This window comes from Pantoea sp. DY-5 (genome assembly GCF_019795955.1).
Lineage (GTDB): Bacteria > Pseudomonadota > Gammaproteobacteria > Enterobacterales > Enterobacteriaceae > Pantoea > Pantoea leporis.
This window is the reverse complement of record NZ_JAIMIE010000010.1, coordinates 79,731-91,879: the sequence shown is the minus strand read 5'-3', so window position 1 is coordinate 91,879 and position 12,149 is coordinate 79,731. Positions and strand designations below refer to the sequence as shown.

At 51.3% G+C, this 12,149-nt stretch carries 9 protein-coding genes and 1 pseudogene; 4 read left to right on the top strand and 6 right to left on the bottom strand.

Annotation, left to right across the window (positions count from 1 at the left end; all coding sequences use genetic code 11):
• Positions 1-394 precede the first annotated feature (394 nt).
• Positions 395-1,252: a tyrosine-type recombinase/integrase gene (locus K5Y30_RS23675; RefSeq protein WP_222213800.1), complete on the top strand. Its 858-nt coding sequence runs from the start codon at positions 395-397 to the stop codon at positions 1,250-1,252.
• 37 nt (positions 1,253-1,289) lie between these two features.
• Here the strand turns inward: K5Y30_RS23675 and K5Y30_RS23670 are convergent, their stop codons facing one another.
• The 3 genes from K5Y30_RS23670 to K5Y30_RS23660 form a co-directional block, all read right to left on the bottom strand.
• A complete protein-coding gene (locus tag K5Y30_RS23670; RefSeq protein ID WP_222213732.1) occupies positions 1,290-2,108 on the bottom strand; it encodes a hypothetical protein in 819 nt (272 codons plus the stop codon).
• Between the two features lie 1,333 nt (positions 2,109-3,441).
• Complete coding sequence (locus K5Y30_RS23665; RefSeq protein WP_222213730.1) at positions 3,442-4,032, bottom strand: hypothetical protein; 591 nt, start codon at positions 4,030-4,032, stop codon at positions 3,442-3,444.
• A complete protein-coding gene (locus K5Y30_RS23660; protein ID WP_222213728.1) occupies positions 4,029-4,736 on the bottom strand; it encodes a hypothetical protein in 708 nt (235 codons plus the stop codon). The genes K5Y30_RS23665 and K5Y30_RS23660 overlap by 4 nt, the downstream gene beginning before the upstream one ends.
• Positions 4,737-5,057: 321 nt before the next feature.
• Between K5Y30_RS23660 and K5Y30_RS23655 the strand changes: the two genes are divergently transcribed.
• Complete coding sequence (locus K5Y30_RS23655) at positions 5,058-5,621, top strand: hypothetical protein (protein ID WP_222213726.1); 564 nt, start codon at positions 5,058-5,060, stop codon at positions 5,619-5,621.
• A 43-nt stretch (positions 5,622-5,664) separates the two neighbouring features.
• Here the strand turns inward: K5Y30_RS23655 and K5Y30_RS23650 are convergent.
• Positions 5,665-6,000 (bottom strand): annotated as a pseudogene (locus K5Y30_RS23650) (Rpn family recombination-promoting nuclease/putative transposase); the annotation flags it as partial.
• Between the two features lie 499 nt (positions 6,001-6,499).
• Between K5Y30_RS23650 and sopA the strand changes: the two are divergent.
• Positions 6,500-7,666, top strand: coding sequence for a plasmid-partitioning protein SopA (sopA, locus tag K5Y30_RS23645; RefSeq protein WP_222213724.1), 1,167 nt, complete (start codon positions 6,500-6,502; stop codon positions 7,664-7,666).
• Positions 7,666-8,625: a ParB/RepB/Spo0J family plasmid partition protein gene (locus tag K5Y30_RS23640; protein ID WP_222213722.1), complete on the top strand. Its 960-nt coding sequence runs from the start codon at positions 7,666-7,668 to the stop codon at positions 8,623-8,625. Before sopA ends, K5Y30_RS23640 begins: the two co-directional genes overlap by 1 nt.
• 2,595 nt (positions 8,626-11,220) lie before the next feature.
• Here K5Y30_RS23640 and K5Y30_RS23635 read toward each other — a convergent pair.
• Both K5Y30_RS23635 and K5Y30_RS23630 read right to left on the bottom strand, forming a co-directional pair.
• Complete coding sequence (locus K5Y30_RS23635; protein ID WP_255606772.1) at positions 11,221-11,943, bottom strand: replication initiation protein; 723 nt, start codon at positions 11,941-11,943, stop codon at positions 11,221-11,223.
• The gene (locus K5Y30_RS23630; RefSeq protein ID WP_222213804.1) at positions 11,885-12,109 is read right to left on the bottom strand and encodes a hypothetical protein; all 225 of its coding nucleotides are present in this window, start codon (positions 12,107-12,109) and stop codon (positions 11,885-11,887) included. The genes K5Y30_RS23635 and K5Y30_RS23630 overlap by 59 nt, the downstream gene beginning before the upstream one ends.
• Positions 12,110-12,149: the final 40 nt, after the last annotated feature.

Below are 12,149 nucleotides of genomic sequence, written 5' to 3'. Positions count from 1 at the left end.
TGACATGTAAACATAATTTAGACGTTCATATTTCCCTTGAAAAAGTCCGTAGCTGTTCGCTATGACTGAGCGAGATCCTTTATCAGCGATTGCCTGTTGTACTAACTCCTCTTGCAACCAGGCATTCAACCAAGAGTGCCTGGTATAGCTCTTGCCCCGCCTTTCCCCCCGCTTTCCCTTTTTACTCAGCAGGTTACGCCCGAAATGCGTCACAAACCGCGCGCGATCGCCGCGCTGTTTAATCCGCGCCGTCCAGGTTATTCTCCCTATGCGGGAAAAAAGCCGGAAAACCGATCCAGAACGGATCCGCCGGGGATCGATTTATTCCCGTGGTTTTCGCTGGACAGACAGGGGAAAATACGTTCCACACCGCCAGACAACGGAGATTAAAAGTTTGGGCACTTTACCCCGCGAACTGACGCAGAATTCACGCAGCGGCGTCACTGAACAAAACGTGACCGTAACCGGCGCCGCGCGCTACTTTGACTACGGGAGCGCCGTGGCGCTGCGCAACCTGGCCGCCGCCTACGGCACCGACATGCCCCGCTACCTGCTGGCGCCCGAGGTGGCCGTGCTGCTGGCAAAGGTGACCGATCTCCGCAAACGCCTGTTCATCGACGCGCTGTGGAACACCGGCGGGCGTTTGAATGAAATTCTGCCGCTGACCCGTGAGGACTTTGTGCTGGACGACCCGCTCACCGGTGCGCCGCTCGCCTCGCCGTTCGTGGTGCTGCGCACGCTCAAGCAGCGGAAGCTGGAAGAGGCGGCGAAGAGCCGCAGCCGCCGGCGCGGACGGCCGACGAAGGAGGAGCAGCAGGCTGAGCGCGAGACCGAGGCCGCGATCCGCGACAACCCGCCGCGCGCGGTGCCGCTCACCGATCCGGGATTCGTGCAGCGCCTGCGGGAGTGGTTTGCGACGGCGCAGTTGCCGGCGGGCAGCCGGCTCTGGGACATCAGAAGTGAGGACACGGCGCGCAGCTGGATTTCGCAGGCGGTCGCGGCGGCGGCGCGTGACGGCGTCACCTTCTCCATCCGCCCGGTGACGCCGAAGACTTTTAGAGATTCGTTTGCGATGCACCTGGTGCAGCACCAGGTGCCGCAGAAGGTGATCCAGACGCTGATGGGCCATAAGGACGCGAAGTCGACGGAGTGGTACACGCGGGTGTTCGCGCTGGACGTGACCCGCCAGCTCGGCGTGCGGTTCTCGATGGACGCCACCGAAGCGTATGCCCTTCTTACCCCGCTCCGGTGACGGCTGAAAATCCCGCCGTGTCGCCATTGACTTTCCGTTACCATGCCGCGCTGTAGCCCTGCTTCCGGAGGCGCTGTCTGGCTCCTTTCAGGTAAGCCGCATCGGTCATTTCATCCGGCGGCAGATCTAACACCACGTTACAGAGCGTGGCCAGGGAGGCGTCCGACAGCCTGAAGTCTGGGCGCAGCCCATACGCGCTGCCATCGCTGATCTCCCGAATGCGGTCAAAAATGTTTCGGAGGAAGTCCGTGCGCAGGCTGGGACGGGCAAGCACAATTGCCTTGCTCGCATCATAGCGGAAGCTGATTTCGGTTTTCTCTTCTCCCAGCGCGTAAAGCAGCGCCGGCATCTCCGGCCAGTATTTCCTGTCAAACTCATTCAGCTTATCCAGTTCGGGCTGGATCCTTGAGCGGTAATGGCCGTTATGAAATCCTGCCGCGTCGATAAACTCCCGGAGCCTGAGCATGCGCTCCACGTAGAAATGTCCGCTTCGGTTAAGCAATGCGGCTCTTTCATCAATGAGCTGTGCAAGCCTGATGCTCATCGCTGAAATAGCTTCATTCAGCGCCTGTAGCTCCCGGTATTCGGCGCGCATCTGCGCGTGTTCACCGCTCTCTCCCTCCACGGCGGCAAGAATACACTGCTCAGTCAACAACCAGAGCCGGGTGCCCGACACCCCTTTGTCCGCAAGTTCTTCCCATACCGGGGTCATTTCCACCTGACGCGCAATAAGGCGTTCAAACACCGGCCAGGCGCCGGGCAAAATGGGATCAGCCTCCTGCCGCCACTCAGACAGCTTTTTCTTCAACACTGCGGTTATGCCTTCCACCGCATCACTCTGATTTTCAGACATCATCTTTTCCCTCGTGATCTGACAGCGGCAGATTATCGGCCATCTCATCCGGCTTGTCGGTATCTCAGAAAGTGGTTAATGACGCGCGTGAGATACCCGCGACATCGGGTAACACTTCCCTGACCGGAAGGTCAGCTGACAGCTGAAAAGGTTGACCTCATCTCTGCCCTCTTATTATGAACGCCCGGAGAGAGGACCTCAGTCGGGCGCGGAGCCCTTTATTGCATCGGGGCTTCACGCTGAACATACCTGCAAAAAAACTGTTTGCATTATGCAAAATAAAAAAGTTATCCACAGGTTGTGCATGTTTCACAATGCATGCATGACAGGATTAACAGGGGAGCGGATGTGGGTATCACGGAGGGAGCAATGACAGGTCCCCCCCTCCAAGTATGTGATTTTAGTGGATCCGGAAGCCATTTCGTGATCAGAAATCCTGTGGGCTCTGCGCTTCGGACAGCGGAATAATCCTGTTTTTACGGATCCCGCAGAACTCATTTGCTTAATAAATGCGCAAACAGTCGTTATGAAAAATATTTATTGCAGACCTTGACATCACGTCTGGCCTTGTGATTTCAAGGGATCTGCTATGGACCCGGAAAGTCAGGCTCTTTTCCTGACCATTATGCCTCTTGTGAAGCACCGGTAAATTCATACACTATTGCCGTACAGAGCGCATATAGACATTCCATTATCGCTACCCCCAGTATGTAGTGTTTATCCACTGAACTCATCATACCGCTCGCTCTGGCGTGCGTTGAGTGAAAGGGCAAAAAAAAAGACCAGCCGCAGGCTGATCTTTTTCCGGAAGGGTACCCCGCGCTGCAACGCAGGTTAACCGCTTCCTCAGACGACACTGAACGTGTTGTCTGTGTACTGTGCTGACGAGAATATCAAAAACCCGCGGGTGGTATCAAGCGGGCCGGTTCTGAAGTCAGCACAGATTAAGTTCCCGACGTACCGACTGCAACGGTACGCAGCGCCATCCGGGACGGAGCTGAACGTGTTGTCTGTGTACTGTAAACAGCACAAAAAAGCGCAGCGGGAATTTCGTGGCTGACTGCGCCAGGTGACGCCCAGTACCACAGGCTGATGACATATGGACGCGTTCTTATATGTGCTGAAGGGGCTCCGAATGGCCCTGAGCGTGGTGATTTTTCTGATTGAAATCACCCGGTAAGCTAAGACCCCTCCGGGAAACCGGAGGGGTCTTTCATCTTTTAAGGCGTTGCGATCCTCCGTCCGGAGGTGCAGTCGATGACGCTGACGAATTGCCAGGCCTGGCGCCATTGCAGACCAGGAGCCGCCAGCGCGTTTATCCGGAGCCCTGCCGGGCCTAAGGCTTCTTCCATGGAACGTGCCAGGTGCTACCATCTTTTGACGTAAAATTTCCTGCCTTATCGTCCGTCCGAAAACACCGGGTGACCTTTCCTTCAGCGGTGGTGCAGTTTGTCCAGGACAGTGGTAAGCCTTCTGTCTGCTCCTGCAGCTGTGCGAGCGTTGAGCGTCGCGCCTGTATCTCATCCAGCGAGGGAACCAGCTTCAGGATCAGCACGATGGCCACAGTACAGAGTACCCCCTGTGCAGTTAGAAACCAGAGCCATCTTCGCCAGTCAAGCGAACGGCTGGCTCGCTCATAGCGTTCAGCTGCCGCATCTGCGGCCCGATCGGCTTCCCGGAAATGGTCCGCCAGAAGCCGTGCTGACTCCTCAGCCGTTGAGCTGGCCATGGACGTGATGGCATTGATGACATCATCCCTGACTGCCCTCATCTGTCGTTCCTGGACGGCGGCGGACTGAACCAGCCCTGAGGTTGCACGCTCGGCGTTTTTTCCCTGCTCCTTTGCGGCCTGAAGCAGCCTGTCTGCGGCGTCAAAGAACAGGCGTATGTCGTGGTCGCTGATTGTGTTTATGTTTGTGTTTTTCACAGGCTCAGATCCATTCCTCTGTCGTAATCCATTGATTTTTCCCTCTCCAGCTCTTTGCTGTGTTCCATACTGAGTCTGTATTCGAGCCATTTTTCATGCGTCATCGACAGCTCCATGATGTTTTTCAGCTCGGCATAGTGCAGATTGCCGCGGCCGTCACACACGACGATAAGCGCCCCGGCGCTACTCTCTTCATCCACGTCTTGGCACCACCGGATCAGTTTCAGGTAGTTACTGACGGCCACCGGATCTTCTGCGTCCGTCTGAGCTGAAAAGATGCTGCGCGTTGTATGTGCAATAAAGCGCTCAAGGTTCAGGGGCTCTGCCTGACGGGCAGGCTGAGAGAGCGCGCTGAGATAGCTCGAAAAGTAGGTTTTTACGCCCGACTGAACGTCAGGGGTGGTCTCAACGTACCAGTGGATCCGGTGAGAAACCTCACTCAGTCCCTTACGGCACTCCAGGGCGTGGGAGAGCTTTCTGAAGCGGGTTTCCTCTTTATCTGACCGGTTAGCCGCGTTTTTGAATTCAATCAGCCGCAGCGTGCCGGGGAACGAAAGGAGTACGTCACCCAGCGCCTTATCTTCTGGTGTCTGCTGTAGAAGGTTCACCGACGCTGGAAGTACCTCTCCTCCCAGCTGGGCCCCCACAGAAACACCCAGCCCGTAAAGGAAATTACCAATGACCACGTTTTCATAGAGTTTCACTGAATGCATATCCTCCGGAATGTTTTGCTGACGGAGAGCTGACTTTATTATCACGCTGGGTGTGGCCGGTCTCAGACAGCAAATCAACGTCTCTGTTGTGGTTTATCGGCCTCTTATCAGAAATGTTGATGGTTTTCAGGAGGGGGTTTTGCATTGCTGGCAACGTTTACACTATTGATCGCTCAGTAAGATACTGAAAGTAATCAGTTCGATAATATATACAGCCTTTTGACGAAAAGTGCTTTCCCGTCAAAAAGCATTAATTTTCAGTACGGTGAAGCCGATACATGTTCATATTTCTGATATGTGGAGCAGTAAATTATGCCTTTCATGCGCCCCTGTCGCGCCGTTTTTATATTGGTACCCGCTGTGCTGCTTGCCGGCTGTTCTGCCCTCCTGCCCCGTGACTATTCCAACTACACCGGTCAGGATGCGGCGACCGTCTTTGCCCAGGATCCTGAAGGTTTTGTCGGTACTTTCTACCTTTCCGTGTATGAGAAGACGGGCAACTGCTTCGACAGAAAGGAGCGCTACGAGTTGGGTTCTAATATTCTTCCCTCTGAGGGAAGACTGATGTCCGCTAAAGTCAGGCCCGGCCAGCTGATGGCGCTGCAACAGCTCTACTCCGCAGGCCAGTGGGCACTGGTTGACGGGAAAATGACGTACAATAAAGACGGATTTACCGAATCACGCTGGGTTTCATTCATCCCGGAACCGGGTAAACGCTATTTCCTGGATCCCGCCCTGGGGGCGAGAGAAATTCCGTCTGACTACCCGGTAACAGCTTACACCAAAGCTACCAGCATCTTTTCAGATTTCAAAACTCCCCTGAAACGGAACTGGGATCCCAAAAACCGTTGCCAGCATCTTATTGGTGGAAGCTGAAGAGGCTGACGTTTTCCGTATGACTCTCTCCAGGGCTTTGCGGGTTGTTCCGTTGTATGTGCTTTTGCAGCAGGTTAAGTGCCGCCATGCTGCGATGGTTCATGATCTCCTCGTCCGGGATAACCCTGACGTCGACCAAAGGGAACGGTGCGCCGTAGAGGCGACCGGCAAGCGTCGACTGGTGCTCGATGAGCACGCGAAAGTAGCCGTCGCCGGCGGCGTTTTCAGGCTGTAAAGAACGTCGCTGTAGTAAGCACGCAGGCTTTCCTCCACGCAGCTGCCCGACTCTAGTTTTAGTGTGCTGAGGTCGCAGACGACGCGAAGCTCCGCCGACAGCTGCAACTCGATGAAAGTCTCGGGCTTTGTCGGGATGTGTCAGGAAAGCCTTAAAGGCCGCGTCGTCATTTCTTCACGTCTGGTTCCTTTCTTCTCAGGCCAGGGGAAGCGACGGCAGGCACTGCGCGGTACCAGTGACTCCGCTGTCATTGGCACGTCGAACCATTTCTGGTAGGACAATATTACGCGGTATTCCTTCCCGTAATTATCTTCATAAATTTGAGCAACGAGCACTTTCTGGATGACCCGGATTTTATTTTTCCATCCCGTATGGTTACCTGGGTAGGTCATGTCAGAATTCGCAGTCGATATCCCCGGTTTACGTGCAGGCTGCGGGGATATCTGATGATAGCCAGCCCCCGTTTTTAACTATGCCATCCCCTCCCCTTGCATCTTATACAGATACTTCATCAGAAACGGCTGCGCGCCATGCGCAAACAATACTTTGCATAAAACATGATGGTTTGCTTATTTGGTGTTGCTTTGCATCAAAATTCAAGATTTAATAAATAAATGCAAAGATGATATAGGGAGGAATTATTTTGGGCCTGAAGAACACACTGGATCAATGCATTGCTGCCGGACACGATATGACCCGCGCCATTGCCGTTGCGCAGTTCAATGATGACAGCCCTGAGGCGCGAAAAATAACACGCAGATGGCGCGTAGGCGAAGCCGCGGACCTTATCGGCGTTTCACCACAGGCCATTCGGGATGCTGAAAAAGCCGGACGCCTGCCTTATCCGGACTTGGAGATGCGCGGCCGGGTTGAGCAACGCGTTGGTTATACGATTGAACAGATTAATCATATGCGGGATGTCTTCGGCACCCGCCTGCGCAGGCCCAATGAAAGCATGCCGCCAGTTATCGGCGTGGCTGCGCACAAAGGCGGCGTGTACAAAACATCCGTCTCGGTGCATCTGGCTCAAGATCTGGCCCTGAAAGGGCTTCGCGTATTGATCATCGAGGGCAACGATCCTCAGGGTACCGCGTCGATGTATCACGGATGGGTACCCGACCTGCACATTCACGCGGACGATACCCTACTCCCGTTCTACCTGGGCGAGCGGGACGATGCCTTCTATGCCATCAAGCCAACCTGCTGGCCAGGTCTGGATATTATTCCTTCATGCCTTGCGTTACACCGTATCGAAACGGAGCTGATGGGCCGTTATGATCAGGGAAAGCTGCCGACTGAACCTCATATGATGCTGAGGCTGGCGATAGAATCGGTCGCGCATGACTATGATGTCATCGTTATCGACAGCGCTCCCAACCTGGGTATTGGTACGATTAACGTTGTCTGTGCAGCAGATGTTCTCATTGTGCCTACGCCGGCGGAGCTTTTTGATTACACATCGGCTTTGCAGTTCTTCGATATGCTCCGTGACCTGCTTAAAAATGTCGACCTGCAGGGCTTTGAACCGGACGTGCGTATACTGCTAACCAAATACAGCAACAGTAACGGTTCTCAGTCGCCCTGGATGGAAGAACAGATCCGTGATGCCTGGGGTGGCATGGTTCTCAAAAATGTTGTTCGCGAAACGGACGAGGTCGGAAAAGGACAGATACGTATGCGAACGGTCTTTGAACAGGCTATCGATCAACGTTCCTCAACAGGCGCCTGGCGTAATGCTCTGGCCATCTGGGAACCTGTCTGCAATGAAATTTTTGACCGTCTTATTAAACCTCGCTGGGAGCTACGCTGATGAAACGCGCGCCTCTTATTCCGAAAACTTCACGTTCTGCATCTGAAACACCGACGTCAGCACCTGCTGCGCCGATGGTTGACTCTCTTATTGCACGGGTTGGCACGCTCACAAAAGGCAATAGTGTTGTCCTGCCCGTGTGCGGCCGTGACGTAAAATTCGTGCTTGAAACAGTGCCGGCTGATTCCATTGAAAGCACAACACTTGTCTGGGCGGGTAACGAGCGGGTCCAAGCATTCCTGACAGAGGACGCTTTGGATGACCTGATCCCCTCATTTCTGACGGTGGGGCAGCAGACGCCTGCGTTTGGACGTCGGGTAGATGACCATATAGAAATTGCTGACGGCAGTCGCCGCCGCATGACCGCGATACTGACATCTTCTGATTACCGTGTTCTTGTTGGGGATCTGGATGATGAGCAGATGGATGCGCTCTGCAAATTGGGTAATGATTATCGGCCAACCAGCGCATATGAACGCGGCAGACGTTATGCCACTCGGTTGCAGAATGAATTTGGTAATAATATTTCAGCGCTGGCTGATGCTGAAAATATTTCCCGAAAGGTGATCACCCGTTGCATCAACACCTCAAAATTACCTTTCGATGTTATTGCTCTTTTCTCCCATCCTGGCGAACTTTCTGCCCGCGCTGGCGAGCAGTTAAACCGTGCTTTTGCAGAACATCAGGCGTTACTGACAAACAAAGTCGCCGAGTTAACAGCACGTCGAAAAGATGGAATTTTATTAGAAGCGGATGAGCTCCTGGAAGAGTTGATGAATGCTGTGAAATCTAAATCCGAGCCTTCCAGGCAAAACGTCTACAAGCGGGATTTTGGACCCGGAATGACGGCGCAGTATAAGGGCAACCGTGTGGTTTACAATCTTGACATCACAAAGGTTCCTCAGGGACTTGTTGAACAGCTCGAGGAGATAATGGAAAAAAGTCATACCAAACATTAACTTCATTTCCGGGGCCATGGTCCCGGATATCGCTGTTTTGGAATCTGTTTTTTTATTTTTCCATCGGACCCTCCAATTTTCCTTCTATAAAAATGTATGTGACACTTTTTTCAGTGGTTGGGACCACGGTCCCAACCTGTAATCTGTATTCATATATTAAAGCGCTCTCCCCTCGCAAAACTGGTTACAATCCTTCAAAAATACGATGTCAGAACTTCATTGCTTCAGCAGGAAGTCATAAATCGGGTATGAATCACTAACTGGGACCATGGTCTCAACTGGACTGAAGAAATAATCTGAAAGTCGACTTTGCAAGCATGAAGGACTCATATATCAAGTCGTGTTACATCCGGTAAATAATTGTCTGGGACCATGGTCCCAGATTGGTTAGAGGCCAGAAATGTTGGTGAGGAAAAAACCTATGACTGCTGAGTCATTGAGAAAACTCATATCTGTATGACAAGCTCATTAGATGGACTCATGATCCCAGCAGAGAAGGCTGCAATGTAAAGCCGCATTATAGGCGCCGACATGCTGACAAGGAGGCTCAGAACTCTTGGTCTGCCCAAAGAATAACGTCGTTAGCTTTAAAACGTCATCGTGACGTTATGCCGTAAACGCTGTAAAAAATTGCACTCGCTCATAAAACCAGAATTTTCAAAACAAACAAATGGAACTATAGATAAGTCAGTTTCGTACATCAACACGATTTTCTTAAGAGTGAACATGACGTTGCAGACATGATTAACTAGCTGAACGTAACCCATTTATTCGCCCGGTCTGGTGATACTTTTTCCTAAGCAACCATGAGTTTTGCTATTCATGCAGGAGCCGGCACATTATCTTTATTCATTCGCTGAGCCCTCCATTCATTCTGTGATTTGATGAAAGTAGACGAGCTAAAATGCTTGATTAGCGCCGAATTAAGCATAATAAGACCTTCGCCAACTCCGAATAAACTGTAACCCTTGCCGCATGATGCATGTCCTGAAGACGGTATCCATTAGACCGTAAGGACAGGAATAGCCATCCATTGGAAATTAGTAGCTTATGTATCATCTACCCTTCGTTATTGATCCCCGTTGCGTAAACCTCAGATTTACGAGACCGGAATTGTTGAGCCCGTACAGAACTTTCATCAGCCACGTACTATTTTTCCCTGACGCGCTTCATCAAACCAACTCAGCAGGCTGACACCGTTTGGCATGAAGTCGCCATGCACGATTCCCGCAGTCCTATAACGGTGCCCGTACAGCCAGGTTTCATGGCTACGCCAGTCACATCACGCGTATCCTGAGCAGGAAGCTAAACTTGCTCGCTAGCCCTATTTGCACTGAACATCTCATCTATTTGGAGCAGAAAGGTCCGAATAAAGGCATCTGTTTGTCGACAGTACTGATATTCCTTTCAGAGAGGGGGCAGCCACGCGAGTGACTTACTATTGTAGTGGTCTGACAAATTTGGACATGCTAAGGGGTTATTATTTCATTCATACGGGAGTGACCTGATGAGTGAAAGAACGTTTACTCCCGAGTTTAGGCGTGAATGAGCAGGCTCTTTTCCCGGCCAGGGCTGTTCCGGGACCGCAGATGCTGGCCCCAAGGCAAGGCGTAACGGGGGTGGGCAATTACGCACAGCGCGAGTGGCGGCGTTACTGCATACGGTTTGAAGATGACGCCTTCAACCACGACGTAGGCACACGATAAGCAGCGGTTACAGTAACCTGAAGAGCCTATTAATCACGCTGAAAGGGATAACGACTTAAAAAAGGTAATGACCTTAATGATACCGGACTCTACAAACACATCGTGTACTAACGAGGGGGGAGGGACCAGAAGAATGGCTGAATGAGGCTGTTTGTAGCGTGAGCATAATATCTGACCAGCTGGATAAGGCGGTTCGCACTAACGATTTTCACTATATTGATGTCCGGCAACTGCGCGGTGAAAGGATGACCACATCATGGCCTTCAAAGTCTTCTGATTATTCATTCCTTTCTTATTTGTATTCTGAAAGACGTTGTAAGGTTATTGCCGGCATGCAGCCGGTGATCTATGCCCGCTGCGCTCGGGTGAAAAGCTATGTACCTGAGAAAATGCGAAATTCGCCACCACTCCATGACCGATTAAAGACCTCTTTCAAGTCAGGGAACATCGCGGATAACATGGGAAATACATCAAGTTTAGGAGGGCTGAATTTTATGTGATGGGAAATACATCAAGTTTAAAAGACCTAACCGACACACCCGTTTTCATCACGAATATTACTGTGGGAAATACATCAAGTTTGTCAGGGTGAGGCCTATACATTAAGTAGCGTATAACTGACTGTGGGAAATACATCAACTTTGAAACCTTTCCATACGTAAAGGAGTTATGTCCGGCTGTCTAGTGTGGGAAACAGGTCAACTTTGAACCTCCAATAGTCAGCCAGATACGATCAGTGTCAGAGTTATATGGGAAACAGGTCAAGTTTACCGGCAAGCCTTAAGGGCATTATGGGAAAGACATCAAGTTAGTCAGTTGATGATATGGGAAAAACATCAACTTCGGGGAAATGTGGGAAGAAAGTCAACTTTCTAAGCCTTGCAGACTGTCAATTGGCAGACAGAGGTTTATCCATAACACTAAACAGCAGGCGACCATCGTCCTGAGTGCTGTAGCTGACTTTTAATGGGGTTTTCTCGTTAATCTTCTTGATAGCAGGTTCAAGAAAAGTTCTCTTCATCTCTGCTTTGTTTGATCGCTGTGAATCAGCCAGCATAAAGCGTTCGCATAGCCATTCGTGATCAGTTATCCATGTTCCGGTACTGCGGAACTGGCACAGGCTTTCATAAAGTCGAATAACCTTGACGCTGTTGAGCTGGCCACAGTCATAAAGGGAATAGGTGGTGAACTGAGATGACAATCCTACCAAGAAGGGCATTACCTTGTAATTAAACTCTATCTGCCATGAGCCTCTGCCTCGCTTCATCCCTGCCTCAGAGAGCCATGGACGGGTAACCTGCTCGAACTCTCCTTCTCTTGGATAAAATGTCACTGTCGACTCACCTAGGGCCTTTACGCCAGCTTTAACATCGCGACTTGCAACAGCGGTTGCAACGTTGAAATACTTAACGTAGTCGGAGACGCTCACGCTAAAGAGCGGCAATACATCAGACTCAAGATCTTCAGATGCCTCACTAAAATAAGCCTGCATCAGACAAAGCCAGAGCACGCGCTTTGCCTGTAGTGGAAGATAGTAGGCAGCTTCGGTTAGCTCATTTGACTGCTTGATGCTTACCTTTTTCTTGTAACTTTTTAGTGAGATTCTGCTCATCCAAAGCCTTTGTGGGTAAAAAATTATTACCCATATTCGCATCAGGAGAGAAATTTGCAACGTTTAACATCGCACTTATCAACATGTGGATAGCTTGATTTTTAACTTGATGTATTTCCCATAGCTTGTTGATGCACTTCCCATATGAAGATGCATCGAATCCCATTATTAGTTGTCTTCCTTCCCATCAATACATGCGCCATTTC

Coding starts and splice junctions, on each gene's coding strand:
- K5Y30_RS23670 (WP_222213732.1), bottom strand. CDS start 2,108: ATGATGTCTGAAAATCAGAGTGATGCGGTGGAAGGCATAACCGCAGTG.
- K5Y30_RS23655 (WP_222213726.1), top strand. CDS start 5,058: ATGCCTTTCATGCGCCCCTGTCGCGCCGTTTTTATATTGGTACCCGCT.
- K5Y30_RS23640 (WP_222213722.1), top strand. CDS start 7,666: ATGAAACGCGCGCCTCTTATTCCGAAAACTTCACGTTCTGCATCTGAA.
- K5Y30_RS23635 (WP_255606772.1), bottom strand. CDS start 11,943: ATGAGCAGAATCTCACTAAAAAGTTACAAGAAAAAGGTAAGCATCAAG.
- K5Y30_RS23630 (WP_222213804.1), bottom strand. CDS start 12,109: ATGGGATTCGATGCATCTTCATATGGGAAGTGCATCAACAAGCTATGG.